Raw genomic sequence first — 24,526 nt, 5'->3', positions numbered from 1 at the left:
GAATTGGCTAATTTTAAGGCGTTTTGTCGACAAGTTAAGCTAACTTCCCCAAAATTTATGATGATGACCATTGTCGCTACAAAGTATAAAAGTCGCAAGGATATGATTGAAATTACAAGCAGAAATGGTTACAAAGATAAACCACCTTCAAGGATTTTTCTAACATGAATAAATTATATTTAACGATTGCGCTATGTTTAAGCTTAACGTCCAATACCAGTTTTGCGAAAGATGATAAACCTTTTGCTATTGCAATCCATGGTGGCGCCGGCACTATTTCAGCAGCCAGTCTAAGCCCTGAGCAAGAGAAAGCCATTCGCAACAAACTTAAGCAGGCAGTTGATGCTGGATATAAAGTGTTAGATAAAGGCGGCGACAGCCTCGATGCGGTGCAAGCTGCGATAAATGTGTTAGAAAATAGTTCATTGTTTAATGCTGGGGTTGGTGCTGTTTATACCTTTGATGGTGGCCATGAGCTTGATGCCTCAGTCATGGACGGTAACACTATGAACGCTGGTGCGGTTGCTGGGGTTAAACATATTAAAAACCCGATTGATTTAGCGAGAAAGGTGATGGAAAAATCACCTCATGTAATGCTTTATGGACAAGGGGCTGAAGAATTTGCATTAACACAACAATTTAGTTTAGTGCCTAACAGTCATTTTGATACCCCACATCGTTATTCACAGTTGCTTGATGCTAAAGCGAGTATCATTGAAGCCGAGCAAAATAACGGTGGCGATTATCAGGCGTCAGTAGAACAGTTAAGTGCCAATTATAAATATGGCACAGTGGGTGCAGTAGCACTTGATAAGCAAGGTAACCTTGCTGCTGGGACATCAACCGGCGGCATGACAGCAAAACGTTTTGGCCGTATTGGTGATTCTCCGGTCATTGGCGCCGGAACCTATGCTGAAAATGGCGTCTGTGCGGTATCTGCAACAGGGCACGGTGAGTATTTTATCCGTTATCAGGTGGCGGGTGACATATGCGCTAAAGTTAAATACCAACAAGTATCGATTATTCAAGCGGCTGATGAAGTCATTAATCAACGCTTAATATCGGCTGGTGGAACTGGAGGCGTGATAGCAATTGATCAGCGTGGCAATATCGCTACGCCATTTAATACCGAAGGTATGTATCGTGCAACTCGAAGCAAAGGCCAAGCTGCAACAATTATGATCTGGCGTGACAAGTAAGTTCTAGCTGTGATAATAAGTACCGATTAATACAATCGGTTTTATTTTCTATCCACTGGACCATTATTGACTAAACTTAATCAAGTCAGTACTTGAATGTTGATTCAATATGAATTGATTGACGAGATTTATTATGCACGTAGTCAATTAGCGTGCATTTAGGGGGTTATATGGATTCAATAAAAATTAAAGATTATATGGACAGGCATCCAGTATTATTAACTGCGGATATGTCACTGGCTATTGCAGTAGAAAAACTACTTGATAGTAAGAAAAATGGTGCGCCTGTTATTGATAATACTGGGCTATTAGTGGGCTTTTTGTCTCAACAAGATTGTTTATCTGTGATGTTAAAAAGTAGCTATCACTGTGACATGACCAGCACAGTACAAGACTGCATGAAAAGCCCTGTATTGTCGGTTACGCCCGATGAAAGCATATTGGCATTAGCCGAACAAATGTTAGGGCCTAAACCCAAGATTTACCCTGTATTGAGCGCGGGGAAAGTCATTGGTACCATTAATCGGACCAATGTGCTTAAGGCGATGAATATTTATATGCAACAGTGTTACTTATCTCCAGTCTAACAATTGTTAAAATCAATACCATTCTGCTGTTTTCCTTGCTAGGATCGCTTTTTTTGATGTAAGCAAGGGAATCAGATTTGAATTCGGACCTTCACCCGCTATCTAAGGCGTATCTCAATCTTTGTTATCAAACCGACGCGGCTAAAATTCGTCGTCGTTTGTATCGAGTCAATAAAGAACCCGAGTCTGAAAAAAAATCCCAAACGTTAGTGCAGTTGACTGAAGCCGCGCAGCAAGCCTTCGCAAAAGCGCAACAGCGCTTACAGTCTAGACCGGTTATTGATTATCCCGATGAGCTGCCGGTTTCACAAAAACGAGATGATATTGCTTCTGCCATTGCCAATAACCAAGTGGTGATTGTGGCGGGGGAGACTGGGTCAGGTAAAACCACTCAGTTACCTAAAATCTGTCTTGAACTGGGCTTAGGGACTCGAGGCTTAATTGGCCATACTCAACCACGTCGTCTTGCTGCACGAAGTGTCGCGAACCGTATTGCTGAAGAACTTAATAGCCCATTAGGCGATGTCGTTGGCTTTAAAGTTCGTTTTGCCGATGCCATGAGTGACAAGAGTTATATCAAACTGATGACCGACGGTATTTTGCTTGCGGAACTCACCTCGGACCGATTTCTAAACCAGTACGATGCGATTATTATTGATGAAGCGCATGAACGAAGCTTAAACATTGATTTTATTTTGGGGTATCTGAAGCAGGTATTAAAAAAACGTCCAGACTTAAAAGTCATTATTACTTCCGCTACCATCGATGTAGACCGTTTTTCAAAACATTTTAACAATGCCCCAGTTATTGAAGTGTCTGGACGTACCTTTGAAGTTGAAACGCGTTATCGTCCATTAGTACGTGATACCGATGTTGATTTAGATGTCAGTGATGGGATTTTTAGTGCCGTTGATGAGTTAATGGCAGCAGGACCTGGCGACATCTTGATATTTATGAATGGTGAACGTGAAATTCGTGATACTGCTGATTTACTCAATAAACAACAATATCGCGATACTGAAGTTTTACCTTTGTACGCTCGTCTTTCTTACGGTGAACAGTCTAAAGTCTTTAAAAGCCATATTGGCCGCCGTATCGTATTAGCCACCAACGTTGCCGAAACCTCATTAACCGTGCCGGGGATCCGCTATGTTATCGATCCCGGTACCGCTCGCATTAGCCGTTATAGTTACCGTACTAAAGTGCAACGTCTACCGATAGAACCCATTTCACAAGCCAGTGCAAATCAGCGTCAAGGACGTTGTGGCCGTGTCGGACCTGGTATTTGTATTCGACTTTACGATGAAATGGATTTTATTCAGCGCCCCGAATTTACCGATCCTGAAATTTTGCGTACCAATCTTGCCTCGGTCATTTTACATATGTTGTCGATTGGGTTGGGGGATATTGGCGGATTTCCATTTATTCAGCCACCGGATCAAAAACACATTCGAGACGGTTTTTTATTGCTTGAAGAGTTACAAGCGGTTAAAAAATCTGGGGATGACTTAGTCTTAACGCCATTAGGCAAAGACTTAGCCAAAATCCCCCTCGATCCGCGTTTGGCTCGAATGGTCATTGAAGCCAATAAATTGGGATGTTTACACGAAGCATTAGTGATTACTACCGGTTTGTCGATCCAAGATCCGCGAGAACGCCCCACAGAGAAGAAACAAGCGGCAGACGAGTGCCATCGGCGTTATGCCGATAAAGACTCTGATTTTGCAAGTTGGGTGAAGTTATGGGATCACGTTAAAGATCAAAAAAATGAGTTGTCAGCCAGTCAGTTCAGAAAACAATGCCGTGATGAATATCTCGCGTATTTACGCGTACGTGAATGGCAAGATCTGTATACCCAAGTAAAACAAGCAGTACATGAATTGAAATGGCGTATTAATGCCAGCGCGCCCAGTTACGAGCAATTACATAGAGCATTATTATCAGGATTGTTAAGCCATGTTGGTTTTAAAGGTGAAAATAATGAGTATTTAGGGGCCCGTAACCGTAAATTTTTCGTTTTCCCCGGCTCGCCATTAGCCAAAAAAGGTCCTAAGTGGATTATGGCCGCCGAGCTCACGGAAACCTCGCGTTTGTTTGCCCGTTGCTGCGCCAAAATTGATCCAGAATGGTTAGAATCACTCGCGTCTCATTTAGTGAAAAAGCAGTATCTCGAGCCCCATTTTGAAGCGAAAGCGGCCAGTGTGATCGCACTCGAAAATCAAATACTGTATGGCTTGATGATAGTCAACAGACGTCGAGTACAATATGGCCCTATTGACCCGATAGAAGCCCGAGAAATCTTTATTCACAGTGCATTAGCAGAAGGGCAGTTACAAACGAAAGAAGCCTTTTTTGTTAATAATCAAAAGCTATTGAATGACATAGAAGCGTTAGAGCACAAGTCTCGTCGTAGAGATATTTTAGTCGACGAACAAGTGCTGGTGGATTTTTATGAACCCTTGATCCCGCCAGGCATTTATAACGCGCCGCTATTTTTTGCTTGGTGGAAAACAGCACGTCAACAAACACCTGACTTACTTGATTACAGCCAATCTTTATTAATGCAGCGAAGTGCCGACCATATATCTGCACTCGACTTCCCAGAAATATGGCATAAAGGTAATTTAGCCTTAACTGTCAGTTATCATTTTGAGCCGGCGAGTGTTGATGATGGTGTATCTGTGCATATTCCTGTCGCACTGATTAATCAAATTGATGACAGTGATTTTGATTGGCTCGTTCCAGGATTACGAGAAGAAAAGCTGATTGCATTGATTAAGTCACTGCCTAAAAATCTGCGGCGTAACTTTGTTCCCGCTCCGGACTATGCCCGGGCATGTTATCAAGCAATGAAACCGTTTGAGTTATCGATGCTTGATACCATGTGTAAACAATTACTGCGCATGAGCGGTGTCAGAATTTCTGCAGATGATTTTGAGTTAACTCAATTGGCAGAACACCTTAAAATAAACTTTAAAATTGAAGACGATCAAGGTCGTTTAGTCGCTCAAGGACGTGATTTAGAAGCGTTGAAAGGTCAGTTACAAGGCGTTGTGGCCAAAGCGATCCGTAAAGTGGCAGATAAAGGCATCGAGCAACATGCGATAACAACATGGTCATTTGGCGATTTACCGGTTCAATATCAACAGCGAAAAGGTAATTACGAAGTCAAAGCGTATCCGGCATTAATGGATAATAAAACCGATGTGTCGATTAAGTTATTTGATGATGAACATGAAGCTAAACGCCATCATCGAGTCGGACTGCGCCGATTATTATTGATTAATATCCCTTCGCCAGTGAAGCACTTGCAACAAGCATTGCCTAATAAGGCCAAGCTGGCGATGTACTTTAATCCGTTTGGGCAAGTGCAGATATTAATTGAAGATATTATTAATGCTGCTGTACAGCAGTTGTTAGATCAAAAACAACTCGACATTCGCAACGAGCAGCAGTTTGAACAAGCAAAAGATTGGGTCCGCCAAGAGCTTAACCCGACTGCAGAGTCTATTGCGCTAAATGTAGAGCAAATTTTGACGATTTATCAACGTATTAAAAAACGTTTGAAAGGTAAAATTAGCTTGGATATCGCGTTTGCGATGAGCGATATTCAAACTCAACTTGATAGCCTCGTTTATAAAGGCTTTGTGGACGACTGTGGCTGGCAACGGTTAACTGATGTGGGCCGTTATCTGAAAGCTATTGAAAATAGACTAGAAAAGCTGCCAGTTGACCCCGCGCGAGATCGCTTACACATGCACAGCATTGCTAAAGTACAACAGGCATTAACGGCCCAATCGGCCAAAGTGCCACGCTCACAACCCGTTCCTGAAGCCTTGATTGAAGCTCGCTGGATGATAGAAGAGTATCGGGTATCATGTTTTGCACAAGTGTTAGGCACCGCTTATCCCATTTCAGAAAAGCGTGTGTTGAATTATATCAATCAAGTGTAATCTGATAAATTGATCTTCCGCATGACGGCATAAATACAACCGAGATCACTCAGCTGATGTCGGTTTTTTTTATTGCTTATCCTAAATTGATAAATTATTTAGTACTTAGTCGGCATAGGGCGCTTTCTGGGTAACTATCCTCAGCTCTGGATAAGCGATGGGATAAATCGATAAAACGGGATTATTTCAAGTCGGCAATATCAAACATACCCGTTTTTGACAACAAGGCTTTTCCCCACGTCAATAGCGAGTCGATGCAACACACAGAGTAAGGCAACAAGCTATTTGATAACCGTATATTATCCTGAACTTAACTAATATGATTGTAGGAAGAATTGTTCTGGACAACTATTCCTGTCTAGATACTGTTGTTGGCCAACATAATGTTGAACACTTAGCGGTGTTTTTCAAGATAGTTGTTCCTGAAACTCGTATTTTAGGATCAACACAAGCATTCCACTTTTTTTGTTACCTATCTCTTAAGGAATAACCATGATTTTAAAAATATGCCAGAAACATAAAAAATTGAGTATTTCTATTTACTTAAACAACTAATGCAATGGATGTGAATCATAATCCTATCAAAACAAGAGTCGGCAATTGCTGCAATAGTTCAAGACATCTCCCCCTTTTTAATGTTCACTTTCTTGAAAAACTTTCATAAAAGTGAGTGTTTCCTTCATTTCGTGGTGTTATGTAGACTATTCGCACAACAGAACTGAAAGTTTTTCGTAATTGCGGTTTAAATGTGATCTGACTATTGATATACTCGTTCCAAGAAGAAAGTGATTGTTACTCTTCTCTCTGTAAGGTAAATGTCATCCCCGCCCAGCATTAACAAGATGTCGTCAGTTTTTAGGATTCAACATCGTGTTTTTGTATATAAAAAGACATGCCTACACCTACAAAAAGACTTAAAAGATTGGAGTGATTATGGAAGTTCATGAATACGAAAACGCTTACTATCAAGTGAAAGATGACGTGTTAGAGTCTTTGCCTTCTGACGAAGAATAAGACCATTGAATGAGCATCTTAATGCTAAGGCTATTTAGTTCTCGCATTAAATACTTCGACACAGAAACTAAAAATAGCAGCCTAGGCTGCTATTTTTTATTGGTTATTTTTCATTGTTTGTTTCTATCAATAATGTGGATCAATAATTTTTAGCAAGAATACATAGCGTTTTATTGTCAGTACAGAGTGATGATGGCTCCACTCAACCAAAGTCGTCAATATGTGCGACTCAGTACGCTCCAACATTAACCTTCAATGCGACCCTTTTCAGGTAATATTTCAACAATAATCCAAGTATTACCTTTTTTATGGAGACGAATGGTGCGATCGTCAATCCATTTTTGGCCACCTTTTAGTCCTTGCATCTTAACTATTACGGTAACGTCGTCGGTAAATTTGCGGAAGAAATCGATATCAATTTCATCAATAGACATTGTGACTTGCTTCATGGATAAACCTAATACATTCCGTTGTACTGCCGACGCAATATGGTAATGGTCAATCACATCCCAGATATCTGCAGAGACAAACTTTTTAGCTTTATCAACATCACGATCAACATAAATAGCTTCGAAGAAACCTAATGAGACCTGTTCTGGTGTGAGTTGAGGTTCGCCTAGCTCATTTGATTGGCCGCATGCACTGAGAAGGAAGAGTAGGCACAATGGGAGAAGTTTTATCAAGGTAATTTTTTTAAGCATAAATTTTTAACAGCTAATATTATTATTTTTAACCAGTATCTCGGTTTATGGCAAGTGTTACAAGGTTAAGGTCCATATAAATAATGGCACCACGAACAATTGTAGCGCAGATCATAATTTGCTTTTTGTTTTATGACTGATAGAACGTGTTTATGGAAATGATGGCGCTGTATTGAGCTATCACTCACATCACGACTAACAATAACAATAACAATAACACTATCAGGACACGACTATTCTGATCTTAATCCGTCAGAGCCCAACTCAGCAGCCTGATAGTTTTTCCATGTAATGGTCTTTGATGTGCATTCACTGATTTGTTTACCAGTCAGCCCATGTTGAAGTGCAATGGGTAACTCTTTACAGGCAGATTTCAGCTTTGGCGGGCTGTGGTGAATTCCCTCATAGGACAAGGGTATTTTATACAGTAGCCTGGCTGAGCTGCGTTAGATCTCGAAAATGGAATATCTACTGGGTAGTCGCGTCTTTTAGAAATAGAGCTAATAAGTTAATATTTGTTCGATTGGCAGCTTAATGAGATGATTTTGATGCTAATGGCTTGACGCGGTCAAACTGGTATGTCATATATTAATTATGCATTCCATGTTGAGTGACACAGGTTGAGTGACACAGGTTGAGTGACACTAACCTTAATAAAAATAAAAATACAGATTGGCAATTGCTTTGCCTTATTGGTTTTATGGTAATTACGTTATCATAAGTAATCGTTAATTCCACTAATGTTATCCACAGATTCTGTGGACAACCTTGTTGACGAACCTAAATTATTTTGCTAATTCCTTGTATCTGCGGGTTTTTTTTGTGTGGTTAAAAAGTAGCGCAGACTTATTTTGAATCGAATTTACGTGCAAAAATAAAGCCTCATTACGAGGCTTTATTTTTTGTGATGACGACAAAGATATTTACCATTTCTTTTTCGGCTGAAACAACATATCAATATCATCACCTTCTTTTTTCGGTTTTGGTGCACTCGGTTCACTACGTTTTTGAGCGCCCATTATTTCATCCAGTAGTTGTTTCGCTTCATCGACTTTACGAGCAATAAAAGGATCATTAGGCGTTTGCGCTTTAATTATGTGTAGCGTGTTTAAGGCTTTCGTGACCATTTGTTTACTGGAACCGTATTGCTTCATAAAGCAAGCTGCACGCGCCCTACTAATCATAGAGTCGACATTTATTCTTAATTGAAGGTTGTCGATACGTATTTCTTCTTCTGCAAAAATAGACGGATCAACTTTTCCCTTATTATGTTCCGCACGTAAAATGGCTTTAAGTTTTTTTAGTGTTTTTACTAATTCTAAAATTTGTCTATCATTATCAGGTAAACGAAAGCTCTCAATCGCAGGGACTTGGCTAGGTGAATTAGACACTGAGGCTATTTGCATTTTGATGTCGGCTAGACGACGTTCATAATCAGATTTTAATTGGCCTGATGCATGGACTATAGATTGTTCTAAAGCATCTTGAATGCGGCGATAAAGCACTAACATGATATGGCTAGAAGATGGTGTCATGCCAGTGTTAGATAAGACGGTATCGGTTTCATCTATGATGGCGCGCTGACGAGAAACTTCTATTCGACGCTCGGCTTCTGCCCGCTCTTTTTGCTGTTGGACAATACTAAAGCCGATAATCAGCAATAATAGTGCTCCAATAAGAATTAATATCAAAATTAAGGACATAAACGTTCCATTTTATCTTTCATATTACATGGTAAATATAGCCAAGTAGCTATGACTAAAAGTTATTTTGATGTTGGAATAAATAGTCCTGACAAAATATCATCAAAATGATTCTATATCTTAGCGTATGTTATCGCGGCTGTCGTTGAATAATAAGTCGTTTTGTTGATAAATCATTAAACAGATGAATCACAATGTTTATCAAAAGCTCAGTGAATTATTTAAGAGGTGATTTTACTTGCTCGTTATTCCTATTTGTATTACATTTCATTTATCATATAACGTTTTATTATAGTTGAACGATTGTTCTTGTTATGTAAAACAACGATCGATTTGTTCTTATTTGCATATTTTGCAGATGAGTGACGGTTAAATCAAGGATAAAACCATGAAACTGCAGCAACTTAGATATATTGCAGAGGTTGTGAAACACAACCTAAATGTGTCATCAACAGCTGAGAATCTCTATACTTCACAACCTGGGATTAGTAAGCAAGTCAGAATGTTAGAAGATGAATTGGGCATTCAAATATTTGGTCGTAGTGGTAAACACCTTACTCATGTAACCCCAGCCGGTCAGCAAGTTATTGATATAGCTAATGATATACTAGGCAAGGTCGATAGTATTAAAAAGGTGTCTGAAGAATATACTAAACCGAATCAGGGCGAATTGAATATTGCTACTACGGACACTCAGGCTCGATATGCTCTGCCGCAAATTATTGGTGAATTCATCAAACGCTATCCTAAAGTGAATTTACATATGCATCAAGGCACACCTTCACAAATTAGTGAGCAAGCCGCTAGAGGTGATTCGGACTTTGCAATTGCGACAGAAGCTATGCATTTATATACCGATTTAATTATGCTGCCTTGTTATCATTGGAATCGCTCAATTGTCGTCACTCGTGATCACCCGCTGGCTTCCCAATCAACAAAAGTTAGCATTGAAGATTTAGCCAAGTTTCCATTGGTGACTTATGTTTTTGGTTTTGATAAATCGTCTGAAATTGAAAAGTCATTTAAACGTGCAGATCTCGATCCGCGAGTGGTATTTAGTGCCACCAGTGCCGATGTGCTTAAAACTTACGTACGTTTAGGGCTTGGGGTAGGGGTGATTGCTTCTATGGCAATCGATCCTGCTGTTGATAATGATTTAGTGGCGATTGATGCAAGTCATCTGTTTGCTCATAGTACAACTAAAATCGGCTTTAGACGTGGTAGTTTTTTACGCAGCTACATGTATGACTTTATGCGACATTTTGCACCGCATTTAACCCGAGACGTGGTTGAAAAAGCAGTCGGGCTTCGAGATCAACAACTGATTGATGAAATGTTTGCTGACATGGCATTACCGGTACGATAGTACTGAATATCGGTAATGTGTATCGTATAAAAAACCTCGCTCATCGGCGAGGTTTTTTTATAATCAATATAAAAGCTTAATCACGGATTAATTGATATTAATCTGGCGCGTAACCCGATCCACCAATTAACTCGTTATCCAAATAGGCTTTACCATCAGTCATCGCTAAACGACCTAAACTAAACCATTTTACCACCAGAGGATAAATAGCATGTTCTTGTTCATGAACACGCCTGGCTAATATTTCAGCATCATCTTCAGGGTAAATAGGGACTTTAGCTTGCAATATCACCGGTCCAGCATCGAGTTCAGGGATAACAAAATGCACACTAGCGCCATGTTCAGTGTCGCCTGCATCGATAGCACGTTGATGTGTATGTAATCCTGTATACTTAGGCAATAATGATGGATGAACATTAATCATTTTCCCAAGGAAATGGCGAACAAACTCATCGGTCAAAATACGCATAAAACCCGCAAGAATAATCAGATCTGGTTGGTATTTCTCTATTGTTTTTAATAAACGGGCATCGTAATCGCTGCGTACTTCATTGATATAAGGAATAACGCAACTGGTATCAATTTCGCTTTGATGAGCGCGAATTAATCCATAAGCATCCGGCTTGTTACTGATCACACCAACAACGTCAGCCTTTAGGTTATCGTCACAACCATCAATGATAGCTTGAAGATTACTGCCCTTACCGGAAATCAATACCACAACACGACAGCTTTGGGTCATTAGATGATCTCCACTTGCTCTTCGTCGCCTTGACGCGTTGCAATTTCACCTATCAACCATGCATTTTCGCCTTCTGCGGTTAATAATGCTAATGCGGCATCCACTTTGTCTGTTGGCAGCGCAATAACCATACCTACACCACAGTTAAATGTTAGGAACATTTCATGTTGTGCAATATTGCCGTTTGTCATTAACCAATCGAACACCACTGGCCATTGCCAAGAGTCACCCTTTACCACAGCTTTACAATCATCAGGAAGTACTCGTGGGATATTTTCCCAGAATCCACCACCAGTAATGTGCGCCATTGCGTGAATATCTGATTGTTCAATCAGTTTCAATAATGGTTTAACATAAATTTTTGTCGGCTCAAGTAAATGGTCAATTAACGGCTTACCAGCAAGATCTTGTTGCGGGTCCGCTTTGCTGACTTCTAATACCTTACGGATTAACGAGTAACCGTTTGAGTGAGGACCACTTGAACCAAGCGCGATGAGTGAGTCACCCGCTTTTACTTTTGTACCATCAATGATATCTGCTTTTTCAACAACACCAACACAAAATCCGGCAAGATCGTAATCTTCGCCTTCATACATACCGGGCATTTCAGCTGTTTCGCCACCGATTAATGCACAACCTGATTGGAAACAACCTTCTGCGATTCCACTGACAACCGAGGTCGCCGTTGCAACGTCAAGTTTACCTGTCGCATAGTAATCTAGGAAGAAAAGCGGTTCAGCACCTGAAACAATCAGGTCGTTGACACACATAGCAACTAAATCAACGCCTACGGTGTCATGCTTTTTATAATCAATGGCTAATCTTAATTTGGTGCCAACACCATCAGTGCCAGAAACAAGTACTGGGTGTTTGTATTTAGTCGGTAATTCGCACAATGCGCCAAAACCACCTAAATTGCCCATAACTTCTGGACGACGAGTGCGTTTTACCGCTGATTTAATGTTGTTTACTAACGCATTACCTGCATCGATATCAACGCCGGCATCTTTGTAACTTAGGGGGGTAGGAGTGGTCACGGAGGATCCTCTAGGGTACATCGTTTTATGGAATTTTATGCGCCGATATTCTACCAGTTTGTGTCCCGAGTCGAAAGTCATGTTTTTACTTTATCCTATAAATAAAACGATGAATTACCTATTTTTATTGGTTTAGGTCACGATTTACTGCAATTTTGAAACTTTATGTTTTATAGATAGGATAAATCGTCTAACATTTATCAAATTTGCCTGAAATAGTCAGAAATCTAGGAGAAATAAATGAAAGTCGTTGAAGTAAAGCATCCTCTGGTTCGTCATAAAGTCGGTTTGATGCGTGAAGCGGATATCAGCACCAAACGATTTCGTGAACTTGCTACAGAAGTTGGCAGTTTATTAACCTATGAAGCCACCGCTGATTTTGAAACGGAAACGGTGACAATTGATGGTTGGAATGGTCCGGTCAATATTGAGCAACTTAAAGGTAAAAAAGTGACTGTAGTGCCTATTTTACGTGCGGGTTTAGGCATGATGGATGGCGTACTTGAGCATCTTCCCAGTGCACGTATTTCTGTTGTCGGTATCTATCGTGATGAAGAAACACTTCAGCCTGTGCCTTATTTTGAAAAAATAGTCAGTAATGTAGACGAGCGTATCGCTTTAGTGGTTGACCCAATGTTAGCCACTGGCGGTTCAATGATTGCGACAATCGACCTGCTGAAAAAACGTGGTTGTACTTCAATTAGAGCTTTAGTTTTGGTTGCTGCGCCTGAAGGCATTAAAGCCCTTGAACTAGCTCACCCTGATATTGAACTTTACACTGCAGCGATTGATGATTGCTTAAACGAGAAAGGTTATATCTTGCCAGGTTTAGGTGATGCGGGCGATAAGATATTTGGTACCAAATAATTCGTTATACGGATTGTAGATACCCAGGTTCGGTATGATTAACATCATGTGCGAGACCATAAAAACGGGAGCCTTTATTGAGGCTCCCGTTTTTATTTCTATCTTGATAAGCCGTAGGCGGCTCTTGAATGTTAAAGCACCATCGCAGCAATCCAACCAAAAACGAGCAGTGGAATATTATAGTGAATGAACGTTGGGATCACGCTGTCGCGAATATGATCATGTTGCCCATCGGCATTAAGACCTGCTGTGGGACCTAGCGTTGAATCCGATGCTGGCGAACCTGCGTCACCAAGCGCGGCTGCGGTACCGACAAGGGCAATGGTTGCCGCGACAGAAAAACCAAAACTGAGTGCTAACGGTACATAAATGGTGGCGATAATCGGAATGGTTGAAAACGAAGAGCCAATGCCCATGGTAATCAATAAGCCAACAATAAGCATCAATAATGCGGCTATTGCTTTGTTGTCACCTATCATGTCGCCTAGAGACGTCACCAGTGTGCCGACTTCCCCGGTCGACTTAAGCACGGCGGCAAAACCTGCTGCTGCAATCATAATAAAGCCAATGTTGGCCATCATATGCACACCTTGGTCGAACAGGTCTTTACTCACTTCATGTTTAATAATCCCTGAAAAACGGAAAATAATAAATCCGCTTAATGCACCAAATATCATTGAATCAGTTTGTAATTGAACCACTAAAGTCACCACTATTGCTGATAATGATATCAACAGACTTTTTCGGCTAATCGTGGTTGAAATGCTGTCATTTATCACAGGTTGTTCAATAATATATTGTCTAGGTTTGCGGTAACTGATAAATATCGCCGTGAGTAGACCAACAACCATGCCCATAGCAGGTAATAACATTGCCTTAGGAATTTGTTCACCGACTGCATTTAAACCATTAATGTTCAAATTTGCTAAAAGGATGTCATTGAGGAAAATTCCGCCAAAACCGATAGGTAATATCATATAAGTGGTGACCAAGCCGAACGTTAGAATACAGGCTATAAGACGGCGGTCGATATGTAGCTTCGAAATGACATGTAATAATGGTGGAATAAGGATCGGAATAAAGGCGATGTGAATAGGCAAAATATTTTGCGATGAAATTGCCATTAACAGTATTGTGACCAATAACAACCAACGTACCACTTGAGTATTACCACTATTGGGTTCTTTGCCGAGCTTTTTAATAATTGAATGGGAAATTAACGTTGTTAAGCCCGAATGTGACAATGCTGCCGCAAACGCGCCAAGCAATGCATAACTTAATGCAATTTGAGCTCCGCCGCCGAGTCCGTCATTAAAGGCTGCTATTGTTTGATGAATATCTAATCCACCGACTAAACCCGCCACAACAGCACTAATGGTCAACGAGACCACAACGTTAATTCGAATAAAGCTTAAAAAAAGCATTAAGCAAACCGCGATAACAACCGCATTCATAATTATATTTCATAAAAGTAAGTGAGGCGGCTATTCTTGACCGTCTACAGCATATTTGTCCAGCGTATATCGACTTTTTACTTATTTATGCCGATTTTTCAATCAATATTACCTTCCGTTGTGGATAATGTTTGCCTAGGTCATGTCAGCAAATCATTTTTGTAATATTCGACAGTTATTATTTAGTGGGTCAGCATGTTTTATTTTTCAGCAGGTAAACCCATTTTCATTTGAAATAACTTATAAGTCCGCTAAATTAGATGTATGGTATACCTCTGATATAAGTCCCAACGGCATAGTCAATTGTTAAGTAGATCACAATTAGCAAGACCGCTTTACCGTTGTTGAATGTTTAAGCCATTAAATGGAGATAGATAATGAGCGTATTAGTAGGCCGTCCAGCCCCAGATTTTACCGCAGCAGCCGTTCTTGGTTCTGGTGAGATTGTTGACACATTTAACCTCGCTACCGCAATTAAAGGTAAGCCTGCGGTTATTTTCTTCTACCCACTCGATTTTACTTTTGTATGCCCATCAGAGCTAATTGCTTTTGATCACCGCATGGAAGAGTTCACCAAGCGTGGTGTTGAAGTGATTGGTGTTTCAATTGACTCACAGTTCACTCATAACGCATGGCGTAACACTCCAGTAGACAAGGGGGGCATTGGCCAAGTTAAATACACACTAGTTGCTGACGTTAAACATGAAATTTGTAAAGCATACGACGTTGAGCATCCAGAAGCTGGCGTCGCTTTCCGTGGTTCTTTCTTAGTAGACAAAGAAGGCCAAGTTCGTCACCAAGTGGTTAACGATTTACCATTAGGCCGTAACGTTGACGAAATGATCCGTATGATCGACGCTCTTCAGTTCCATGAAGAGCACGGTGAAGTTTGTCCTGCTGGCTGGTCAAAAGGCGAAAAAGGCATGACTGCTAGCACAGAAGGTGTCGCAGCATACTTAAGAGATAACTCTGACAAGCTATAATCTAGCGGATTAGAGACAATAAAAAAGCTGCTTCGGCAGCTTTTTTATTGAGTAATATTACTATTTTTATCGACCGTTCTAAGGCGATATAGCCTGCTTGAGATGCAATTGTTATCTCGAGCGGAGGTTACCTAGTATCCATTATTCGCTGGCTGGATCGCTCTTCTCTTCCACTGCGGCTAATGGCCAACCACCTAATGCTTTCCAACGATTGACGATAAGGCAAAATAATTCGGCGGTGCGTTCGGTATCATATAATGCTGAATGCGCTTCTTTGTTGTCGAAATCGATGCCAGCCATTTTACACGCTTTAGCCAATACCGTGTGCCCAATAGCAAGGCCAGCAAGTGTTGCGGTATCAAAGCTCGCAAAAGGATGAAAAGGAGAGCGCTTTAAACCGTTTCGTTCTATGGCCTTGTTCACAAACCCTAAGTCAAAAGCGGCATTGTGAGCGACAATAATACTGCGATGACAATCTACTGCCTTTTGGGCTTTTTTGACTTCTTTAAAAATCTCTAACAAAGCGACTTTTTCGTCTACCGCACCACGAAGTGGGTTGGTGGGATCGATACCATTAAAAGCTAAAGATTCAGGCTCTAGGTTCGCGCCCTCAAAAGGCTCAATATGAAAATGAAGGGTTTTATCAAGTTCAATGACCCCATCACTATTCATTTTTAATAAGCTGACGGCAATTTCAAGCAACGCATCGGTATTGGCATTAAAACCCGCAGTTTCGACATCGATAACAACAGGGAAATAACCACGAAAGCGGTGTTTAAACTTGTTAGCGTCGCAAATATCAGTCATTACAGTCTTTATCCTCAATAGCTATCATTCATCGGTGCAAATGATGTAGGCCGAGTATTATGCGCAAACTCAAGCTCAGTGTCATGTTTGATTGTGGTTTTTATCATCGATTAAACATGATTGTTGACTAAAGGAACTGACTTTGTGGCCGATAGAAGGTATGTAATCAGGTATATAGGGTGTTTTTATGTGGCGAAAACTGATAATTCTCGCAAGTTTGTGTCTTTGCTCAACGGCTAATGCTGATTTGAGGCACTACGTGGCGTCGCTCGAAAACTCAGCATGGCGCATTGGTGAGAGTAATCCGATAGAGTGTCGTCTTGAACATGATATTCCTGACTATGGTCGCGCGGTGTTTACCAGTAGGGCAGGTAAAGATTTGAATTTAAACTTCACCTTAGATATGTGGCTTAAGCCTGATGCGGTGACCAAGGCAACATTAATTAGCCGAGCTCCGAGTTGGCGTCCTGGGCATAATTCCAAAGAAATCACCCAACTGACTTATAACAAGCAATTTAATGGTGAAGTACCCAAAAAAGCCGCTTGGTCGATGTTGAATGAATTGAGTCAAGGAATGGAACCCACTTTTTACTATGCTGATTGGTATAATCACAACGCTAAGGTTGCAGTGGGATTGTCGTCGGCTAATTTTGGCGGTAAATATCGTGAGTTTCGCGCTTGTTTAGCTAATTTGCTGCCTTACAGTTTTGATGATATTGCTTTTACGGTATTACATTACCAAGAAGGCGGGGTCGATCTGACGCGTTTCTCTACCCACCAATTACAAAAAATACAGCGCTATTTGTCTTATGACTCTGAAGTGGAACTCGTTCTTATTGATGCTTACACTGACAGCTACGGTGGGCGCTTGGTTAACCAAAAGGTGTCAGATAAACGGGCTGACTCAGTGAAAAATATTTTAATTGCTAGCGGTATTACTAAAGATCGTATTCATACCGAGGGGCATGGCGAAAAACGTCATGTTACTGGCAATGACCTTGCTGAAGAACGTAAGATGAACCGCAGAGTTGTGATTAAAATAACCAAGCCGATATAAACCCACCTAATGTATTATTAGCTGCACTATTAAGCGCAGTATTGACCCTATTTAGCCCGTAACAAGATTAGCTATCTATTTATTCAGTTGTTGTATGTATATTCCGCCACAGTAGCCTCTTTTTCTCGATACCATTGAGATATAAATAATAATCAATAAACGGGTTTTCCACGCTAAGGCATTATATCAACGCTCATCAATAAGGCCTCACTCGGCGGTCATTCAACATTCGTTAGACCAAGCTAATACTAATATAAAAGAGTCATTTGCAAACGATTGTTGCTCTTTTAGAGCCTAACGAGTAAAGCGATGCAAGCGTGTCTCGTTTTCCTCCATATTGATTAGAAAGACTCAATTTTTTCTCCATTAAATGGCTTGAATTGAAATGCTCTAATTTGTTCGCTTATAAGTTTGTTTATGAAGATACTGAAAAAAAGGCAAAAAAAGACCCACTTAATCCAAGTGGGCTAAATAATTTGCAATCAACAAATTTAAGGAAGGAAGTCAAACATAAGAACTAAGGATAACTGAAGTATTGGGTTACATCAGTTTGGCGTTCTTGGTTTTCAACATCTAAATCAGATGTGTCCTGAAAACAAGGTCATAGTAGAATGAATACACTCATCTGGCAAACTAGAAAAAATACGCATTATGATTAGTAAAACTAATGCTTTTTAGTGATCTTAATATGGTTTTTATACGCTGAACGGCTTATATAGTGGTTTTTTAGTTTGTTATATACATTTAATGCATAATTATTCGGATTAGTTAATTTTAAAACAATATTATTTAACAAATAGAATATATCTTGCTGTGACATAAAGCATGTTTATCTTCTTGATGTTGATAAATATGGCTCTTAACCAAGGTAAACATCATCAAGCTACTTATATCTGAAACAGAATAAACTCCGAAAATGTCTTTGTGAGGCTAAGTTCATATCCAGTGATAAACGCGCTGAATAATCTCCCTTCTTGAATCACTGAAGACTTGATTACTGACAACGTAAGCATCCAATATTATTAGATGATATTTTATTCATGTTTACATTTTACAGGGCGTGGGATGATAAGTTGCAGTGCGCGGTTTACGTTCACCTTGGCCGCGTTGCTTTTAAGGCTTTTTTAGGTTTTTAAGTGGCTAGAACTAGGCCGTTGTCACCAATAAATGTTTTATTTGTATGCCATGTTTTGTTTAATAGGTCGTTAATTTTTTTGGAAAATACATTAATAAAGCTTCATCTCTTACAGTTTCTGAGGTTTTTCGTGTGTTTAAGCGCATTTTGAGCAAAATAAAGTCTGCTTTTCACTTAGTACATTATTCACAAGCGTGTTGGTACTCGGTATAGTAAGCCAACTTTTACAACCTAAAATTGATGTTCAAATTATGTTTGTTTGGCCTATTTCAGTCTATTACGAAGATACCGATGCGGGTGGTGTTGTGTATCATTCGAATTACTTAAAATTTTTTGAACGAGCTCGTACTCAATGGTTAAAAGCACTGGGTGTTCGCCAAGCAGAACTGTTGGCAGAAGATATTGCTTTTGTCGTTAAACATGTAGAAATAGATTTTCGTAAAGCGGCAAAGTTTGAACAGGATTTAGTTGTTGAATCCAAGGTTATAGAATTAAAAAAAGTGTCGTTGGTATTTCACCAGCGCCTAGTTGATCATCAAGGTGATTGCTATTGTGAAGCGACAGTGGTTGTTGCGTGTATATCTTTATCACGTATGCGTCCCCGCGCTATTCCCCTAAATATTGTTCAGGAGTTTGACAGTGCACGCTGAAATTTCATTTATTGGTTTGTTTTTAGAAGCCAGTGTGTTGGTAAAGTTAGTTATGCTGACCTTGTTGGCATTATCGATTGCCTCATGGGCCGTGATCCTTCAACGCAACAAATTATTAACTTCAGCAAGAGTTAAATCATTACGTTTTGAAGACACTTTCTGGTCTGGTGTTGATTTAAATCGTCTTTATAAAGAATTGATTGCACGTGGTAGTGCTATCTCTGGTTTAGAAGCCATGTTTGTGGCTGGTTTCAAAGAATATACTCGTTTGAGTAAAGTAAACAGTAAAGCTCCACAAGCCGTTATGGATGGAACATCTCGAGCAATGCGAGTGAGTTTGTCGCGAGAAATGGAGAAACTTGAAAACAATTTGCCTCTATTGGCAACAATTGGTTCAACTAGCCCATACATTGGTTTATTTGGTACCGTTTGGGGAATTATGAATTCCTTTATCGCACTGGGTTCGGTAGAAAATGCCACGTTAGCTATGGTTGCACCGGGTATTGCTGAAGCACTCATTGCAACGGCAATGGGTTTATTTGCTGCTATTCCAGCCGTTATTGGTTATAACCGTTTTACAACGCAAGTTGATAAAATTGAAATGACTTATGCTAACTTTATGGAAGAATTCTCCAACATATTGCAACGTCAAGCATATAGCGAGAAGGAAGCCGTTTAATGTATCAGCGTAAACGTCATCGTCCAATTGCAGAAATCAACGTTGTACCTTATATCGATGTCATGTTGGTGTTGTTGATTATTTTTATGGTGACAGCGCCAATTGTTTCGCAAGGGGTTAAAGTAGAATTACCTCAGGGTAATGCGGAATCGTTACCACCTGACAGTAAGCCTCCAATCGTGGCATCAATTGACGCTGCTGGGCAATACTTTTTGAATACTGGTAGTAGCTCTAACTCTCAAGCGATGGACATAGAGCAAGTATCTACGGAAGTCGGAGCATTAATTCAGCTTGAACCATTAAGACCCGTGGTAGTCAAAGCTGACCGCACCATACCTTATGAAAGCGTTATTCAATTAATGATTAGTTTGCAAGGTGCTGGTGTGCCAGCCGTTGGGTTAATGACTGATTCACCGAAGGAGAAATAGGTGGCTGGAAAATCAGATTTAACCGTACCCGTTTCTATTTCTGCCGGTATTCATATTGGGTTTATTGTCATCCTTGCTCTAGGCATTAGTTTTGATGATAAGCCCAAGCAAATGCAAACTGCAGCGGCAAGTGCGCCGGCCATGCAAGCTATTGTGATTGATCAACAGAAAGTAAATGATAGAGTTGAGCAATTAAAGAAGCAAAAACAAGATGTGGCTAATCAAGAAAAGGTACGTCAAGCTGAGTTAGAACGTAAAGCATTGGAAGCGCGTCGCGAGCGTGAACGCGAGCAAGACAAAATTAAGACATTAGAGATCCAGCGTAAACAAAAAGAGCAGGAAACTCAAAAGGCCAATGATGCGGCGAAAGCGGCTCAGGCAAAACAACGGCTTGAAAAAGATCGGGCAGACAAAGCTGAAGTTGTGCGTAAGCAGAAAGAGCAGGAACAAAAAGTTGCAGAAGATGCCGCCAAGCTAGCGTCTGAAAAACGTAAGCAAGAAGAGGCTGCTGCGAAAAAAGCTCAACAAGAACGTCAACGAGCTGATGATGAACGTAAACGCAAAGAAGAAGCTGAGCGTAAACGCAAAGCCGAAGCCGACACTAAAGCGCGTCAAGAGCGTGAAATGGCAGAGGCAATGTCTGCAGAACAAGACTCGCTTTCTAAAACGCGTAATAGGCAAGTGTTGTCAGAAGTCGATAAGTATAAAGCCATGATTATTGCCACTATTCAACGTAACTTAGTAGTTGATGAATCAATGCGTGGTAAAAGCTGCCGGGTATTTATTCGTTTAGCGTCTGATGGCTTTGTTACTACAAGCCAAACGTTGGACGGTGATCAGGTAGTTTGTCGAGCGGCCAAAGCGTCTATAAATAAAGCTGGACGGTTACCCGTATCGCCTGAACCGGCTGTTTATCAGCAATTAAAAGAAATTAATTTAACTGTTTCACCGGAATTTAATTAAGATCAATGGTATTTAATGATGGAATTGAGTAAAAGGAGTCCCATGAAAAATTTGGCTAAATGGCTAACACTGGTATTGATAGTGTTAACTACTCCCGCGCGCGCAGCGTTAGAGATTGTGATTACTGAAGGGGTTGATGCCGCGAGACCCATTGCCGTAGTTCCTTTTGTTTGGCAAGGACAAGGGCCTGCTCCAGAATCTATTTCTGATGTGGTCGCATCTGATTTGGCTCGCAGTGGTACATTTAAAACGCTTGATGTGCGTGCATTGCCACAGTCAACTATTTCTTCAGTAAACGGTTTTACGGCTCAGAGCTGGGCTAATGTAGAAGCTGAAGCAGTTGTTGTTGGCACGGTTAAACCCTATGGCGCTGATAAATACTTAGTGAGTTTTGAGTTGATTGATTTAGTCAAAGCACAGCTTCAAGCGGGAAAAGGGCCTCAGAATAACAGTGAGTTATTGCTTGAAAGTCGTGAAACCGTTATCAGTGCAAACCAATTTAGACAATATGGTCACCGTATAAGTGATATTGTTTATGAAAAACTCACGGGGATCCGTGGTGCGTTTTTAACTCGTATTGCGTATGTTGTGGTTAAACAAGGTCAAAAAGCACCTTACCATCTTATGATTGCTGATTATGATGGTTATAATGAACAAATGTTATTACGTTCACCAGAGCCATTGATGTCACCGGCTTGGTCTCCAGATGGACGTCGTTTAGCCTATGTGAGTTTTGAAAATAGAAAAGCCGAAATTTTTGTTCAAGACATCTATAGCCAAACTCGTACTCTGGTGAGTAGTTTTGATGGCATTAATGGCGCGCCAACATTTTCTCCCGATGGGAAAAAGTTAGCGGTTACATTGTCAAAGGATGGTCAGCCAGAAGTTTATGTCGTCGATATTGCTACCAAGACAACTCGACGCATTACAGAACATTACGCAATTGATACTGAACCTTCTTGGTTCCCAGACGGCAAATCAATTTTATTTACTTCTGAACGTGGTGGTAAGCCGCAGTTATATCGCGTAAGTTTAGATACAAATAAAGTCTCGCGTATGACTTTTGAAGGAGAATGGAACCTAGGTGGTTCAATTACCCCAGACGGTCGTAGTATGATTTTTGTAAACCGTACTAACGGTAAGTTCCATATTGCTCGAATGGATCTTGCAACACGCTTTATGCAGGTGCTTTCATCAACTCAACTTGATGAATCGCCAAGTGTTGCCCCTAATGGCACTATGGTTATCTACGGTACAACCCATCAAGGTAAACAAGTGTTAGCTGCTGTTTCTATGGATGGCAGATTTAAAGCAAGATTGCCTGTCGGCCAGGGCGAGGTGAAGTCACCAGCATGGTCTCCGTTTCTCTAAATAGATATTGATAAGGATTTAAAATGGATCTGAATAAGTTGTTTAAAGCTATGTTGGTTGCAGTTCCGCTTATGGCACTGGGTGCCTGTAGTTCAACTTCAGACTCGGAAACTGATGCTAGCGGTTCTATGAGTGGTACTGGTAGTGAATATGGTGCTGGTGGTGTTGAAACTGGTGGTGTAGCACCTGTGCTAAGTTCTGCAGAACAGCAGCGTTTAAAAGAACAGGAATTACGTCGTCAAAATATCATTTACTTTGATTTTGACCGCAGTGAAGTTCAAAGCGAAAATGCTGAAATTCTTCAAGCACACGGTAATTATTTAGTTGGAAACCCAAATGTTCGTGTTTTGATCGAAGGTCATGCCGATGAACGTGGTACTCCTGAATACAACATTGCACTAGGTGAACGACGTGGCAAAGCGATTGCAAAGTATTTGCAGAGTATGGGCGTACAGCCTAGCCAAATGAGCGTAGTCAGTTATGGCGAAGAAAAGCCATTAGATTATTCTCGTAGCGATACTGGTTTTGGTAAAAACCGTCGTGGTGTGTTAGTTTACTAAAGGTATGAAGAACAAGGCCAACCGTTATCGGTTGGCCTTTTTTAGGAGATAAAAATGAAACAAGCCATATTAGTTGCGGCAATGTTCTTCACAACGGCAACTGTTTTAGCCGCTCCAGCGCCTGTTGAAGATGTTGCAGGAGGTTCGAATGATGACAGAGTCTCAAGGTTAGAGCGCATCATGAAAGCAAAGCAACAAGGCGATTTTGAGATGCAACGTCGTATGGATGTATTGCAAAATGAAGTGTTGGATTTAAGAGGCATTACTGAGCAACAAAATTATCAAATGAATCAAATGTTACAGCGTCAACGACAGCTGTATGAAGATATTGCAAATCTTACTGCTCAGTCATCAACACCCGCTGCGCCAGTTCAAGCGGATGCCACTTCGGTCGCAGCAGCTAGTTCAACTTTGGGTGAAACAGGAAGCTATGAGGCCGCAGTGAATTTGGTCCTTAAAGAACGCAAATATGATGAAGCAATCCCTGCTTTTCGTAATTTCATAGCCAAATACCCAGAATCAAATTATGCAGCTAATGCAAACTATTGGTTAGGCCAATTGTTGTACAACAAAAATGAATTCAGTGATGCTAAACAAGCATTTAGCACAGTGGTTAGTCAATTTGCAGATTCAAATAAGCGTGGCGACAGTTTGGTCAAACTTGGCATGATTGCAGAAGAAGAAAATGATCTTGCAGGTGCTAAAGCGCTTTATAACAAAGTTATCAAAGAGTATGCCGACAGTGCCTCTGCACGACTAGCTCAACAGCAATTATTAGCATTAAAAGGCTAGTTAAGCCAAAAAACCGCCTCTTAGTCTGTTTTTCATGCAAACAACAAGAAATTATACATTTGCGCTTGCATGAGAAATTGAAAAAGGTATTATAGGCGCCCTCAGAACGGCATAGCCTTTTGGGGGTGTTAGAAGGTTAATTACTTAGTCTACAGTCTCTGTGTTTTAAGTTATGGTCTTTTAGTTACCAAGATGGGTCGTTAGCTCAGTGGGTCTTGAAATAGAGACAGTTGGCTTTTGTTCCCGTAAGAATATAAGTTCTTGCAAAACCAAGATGGGTCGTTAGCTCAGTTGGTAGAGCAGTTGGCTTTTAACCAATTGGTCGAAGGTTCGAATCCTTCACGACCCACCACTTTTTTAAATAGTGGTTAAATAATTTAAAGGCTATATCAAGATGGGTCGTTAGCTCAGTTGGTAGAGCAGTTGGCTTTTAACCAATTGGTCGAAGGTTCGAATCCTTCACGACCCACCACTTTTT

Annotated in this window: 20 protein-coding genes and 2 tRNA genes; 16 read left to right on the top strand and 6 right to left on the bottom strand. The window is 40.6% G+C overall.

Annotated elements, in window-relative coordinates:
- Positions 1 to 164: 164 nt before the first annotated feature.
- The 3 genes from AAEZ02_RS07605 (at position 165) to hrpA (ending at position 5,739) form a co-directional block, all read left to right on the top strand.
- Positions 165 to 1,199, top strand: a complete 1,035-nt coding sequence (locus AAEZ02_RS07605) for an isoaspartyl peptidase/L-asparaginase family protein (protein ID WP_351088583.1) — start codon at positions 165 to 167, stop codon at positions 1,197 to 1,199.
- Between the two features lie 170 nt (positions 1,200 to 1,369).
- Entirely contained in the window at positions 1,370 to 1,786 is a 417-nt protein-coding gene (locus tag AAEZ02_RS07600) for a CBS domain-containing protein (protein ID WP_124014104.1), read from the top strand.
- Between the two features lie 77 nt (positions 1,787 to 1,863).
- Positions 1,864 to 5,739 carry an ATP-dependent RNA helicase HrpA gene (gene hrpA / locus AAEZ02_RS07595; RefSeq protein WP_101030522.1) on the top strand — a complete coding sequence of 1,292 codons (3,876 nt, stop codon included), beginning with the start codon at positions 1,864 to 1,866 and terminating at the stop codon, positions 5,737 to 5,739.
- A 1,259-nt stretch (positions 5,740 to 6,998) separates the two neighbouring features.
- Here the strand turns inward: hrpA and AAEZ02_RS07590 are convergent.
- A complete protein-coding gene (locus AAEZ02_RS07590) occupies positions 6,999 to 7,454 on the bottom strand; it encodes a hypothetical protein (RefSeq protein ID WP_351122513.1) in 456 nt (151 codons plus the stop codon).
- Positions 7,455 to 8,377: 923 nt separating this feature from the next.
- The gene (locus AAEZ02_RS07585; protein WP_101030528.1) at positions 8,378 to 9,157 is read right to left on the bottom strand and encodes a hypothetical protein; all 780 of its coding nucleotides are present in this window, start codon (positions 9,155 to 9,157) and stop codon (positions 8,378 to 8,380) included.
- A 388-nt stretch (positions 9,158 to 9,545) separates the two neighbouring features.
- On the opposite strand from AAEZ02_RS07585, the gene cysB reads away from it, so the two are divergent.
- Positions 9,546 to 10,523 (top strand): HTH-type transcriptional regulator CysB, encoded by a 978-nt coding sequence (gene cysB, locus AAEZ02_RS07580; protein WP_351122509.1) that lies wholly within the window; start codon positions 9,546 to 9,548, stop codon positions 10,521 to 10,523.
- 97 nt (positions 10,524 to 10,620) lie between these two features.
- Here the strand turns inward: cysB and purN are convergent, their stop codons facing one another.
- Both purN and purM read right to left on the bottom strand, forming a co-directional pair.
- Entirely contained in the window at positions 10,621 to 11,265 is a 645-nt protein-coding gene (gene purN / locus AAEZ02_RS07575) for a phosphoribosylglycinamide formyltransferase (protein ID WP_101030534.1), read from the bottom strand.
- Entirely contained in the window at positions 11,265 to 12,302 is a 1,038-nt protein-coding gene (purM, locus tag AAEZ02_RS07570; protein WP_101030538.1) for a phosphoribosylformylglycinamidine cyclo-ligase, read from the bottom strand. Before purM ends, purN begins: the two co-directional genes overlap by 1 nt.
- A 240-nt stretch (positions 12,303 to 12,542) precedes the next feature.
- On the opposite strand from purM, the gene upp reads away from it, so the two are divergent.
- Entirely contained in the window at positions 12,543 to 13,169 is a 627-nt protein-coding gene (gene upp, locus AAEZ02_RS07565) for a uracil phosphoribosyltransferase (protein WP_101030541.1), read from the top strand.
- A 131-nt stretch (positions 13,170 to 13,300) separates the two neighbouring features.
- Here the strand turns inward: upp and AAEZ02_RS07560 are convergent, their stop codons facing one another.
- The gene (locus tag AAEZ02_RS07560) at positions 13,301 to 14,623 is read right to left on the bottom strand and encodes a Na+/H+ antiporter family protein (RefSeq protein ID WP_101030544.1); all 1,323 of its coding nucleotides are present in this window, start codon (positions 14,621 to 14,623) and stop codon (positions 13,301 to 13,303) included.
- 377 nt (positions 14,624 to 15,000) lie between these two features.
- Between AAEZ02_RS07560 and AAEZ02_RS07555 the strand changes: the two genes are divergently transcribed.
- A complete protein-coding gene (locus AAEZ02_RS07555; protein WP_101030547.1) occupies positions 15,001 to 15,606 on the top strand; it encodes a peroxiredoxin in 606 nt (201 codons plus the stop codon).
- Between the two features lie 141 nt (positions 15,607 to 15,747).
- Here AAEZ02_RS07555 and rnt read toward each other — a convergent pair whose 3' ends face one another.
- The gene (gene rnt / locus AAEZ02_RS07550; RefSeq protein ID WP_101030551.1) at positions 15,748 to 16,413 is read right to left on the bottom strand and encodes a ribonuclease T; all 666 of its coding nucleotides are present in this window, start codon (positions 16,411 to 16,413) and stop codon (positions 15,748 to 15,750) included.
- Between the two features lie 187 nt (positions 16,414 to 16,600).
- Between rnt and AAEZ02_RS07545 the strand changes: the two genes are divergently transcribed.
- From AAEZ02_RS07545 to AAEZ02_RS07500, 10 genes are all read left to right on the top strand, one after another.
- Positions 16,601 to 17,470 carry a flagellar protein MotY gene (locus AAEZ02_RS07545; protein WP_335686290.1) on the top strand — a complete coding sequence of 290 codons (870 nt, stop codon included), beginning with the start codon at positions 16,601 to 16,603 and terminating at the stop codon, positions 17,468 to 17,470.
- Positions 17,471 to 18,853: 1,383 nt separating this feature from the next.
- The gene (ybgC, locus tag AAEZ02_RS07540) at positions 18,854 to 19,255 is read left to right on the top strand and encodes a tol-pal system-associated acyl-CoA thioesterase (RefSeq protein WP_101030557.1); all 402 of its coding nucleotides are present in this window, start codon (positions 18,854 to 18,856) and stop codon (positions 19,253 to 19,255) included.
- The gene (tolQ, locus tag AAEZ02_RS07535) at positions 19,245 to 19,934 is read left to right on the top strand and encodes a protein TolQ (protein WP_101030561.1); all 690 of its coding nucleotides are present in this window, start codon (positions 19,245 to 19,247) and stop codon (positions 19,932 to 19,934) included. The genes ybgC and tolQ overlap by 11 nt, the downstream gene beginning before the upstream one ends.
- Complete coding sequence (tolR, locus tag AAEZ02_RS07530; protein ID WP_101030564.1) at positions 19,934 to 20,362, top strand: protein TolR; 429 nt, start codon at positions 19,934 to 19,936, stop codon at positions 20,360 to 20,362. The genes tolQ and tolR overlap by 1 nt, the downstream gene beginning before the upstream one ends.
- Positions 20,363 to 21,325 carry a cell envelope integrity protein TolA gene (gene tolA / locus AAEZ02_RS07525; RefSeq protein WP_101030567.1) on the top strand — a complete coding sequence of 321 codons (963 nt, stop codon included), beginning with the start codon at positions 20,363 to 20,365 and terminating at the stop codon, positions 21,323 to 21,325.
- A gap of 42 nt (positions 21,326 to 21,367) precedes the next feature.
- Complete coding sequence (gene tolB / locus AAEZ02_RS07520) at positions 21,368 to 22,696, top strand: Tol-Pal system beta propeller repeat protein TolB (RefSeq protein ID WP_335686289.1); 1,329 nt, start codon at positions 21,368 to 21,370, stop codon at positions 22,694 to 22,696.
- A gap of 23 nt (positions 22,697 to 22,719) precedes the next feature.
- Positions 22,720 to 23,256: a peptidoglycan-associated lipoprotein Pal gene (pal, locus tag AAEZ02_RS07515; RefSeq protein ID WP_101030573.1), complete on the top strand. Its 537-nt coding sequence runs from the start codon at positions 22,720 to 22,722 to the stop codon at positions 23,254 to 23,256.
- Between the two features lie 54 nt (positions 23,257 to 23,310).
- The gene (ybgF, locus tag AAEZ02_RS07510; protein ID WP_101030576.1) at positions 23,311 to 24,048 is read left to right on the top strand and encodes a tol-pal system protein YbgF; all 738 of its coding nucleotides are present in this window, start codon (positions 23,311 to 23,313) and stop codon (positions 24,046 to 24,048) included.
- Positions 24,049 to 24,324: 276 nt separating this feature from the next.
- Positions 24,325 to 24,400, top strand: a tRNA-Lys gene (locus AAEZ02_RS07505).
- 44 nt (positions 24,401 to 24,444) lie between these two features.
- Positions 24,445 to 24,520, top strand: a tRNA-Lys gene (locus AAEZ02_RS07500).
- The last annotated feature ends 6 nt before the right edge of the window (positions 24,521 to 24,526 follow it).

Source organism: Shewanella sp. T24-MNA-CIBAN-0130 (genome assembly GCF_040310185.1).
Classification (GTDB): Bacteria; Pseudomonadota; Gammaproteobacteria; order Enterobacterales; family Shewanellaceae; genus Shewanella; species Shewanella psychromarinicola.
The sequence above is the reverse complement of the archived record's forward strand: the minus strand, read 5'-3'. Positions and strand labels throughout refer to the sequence as shown.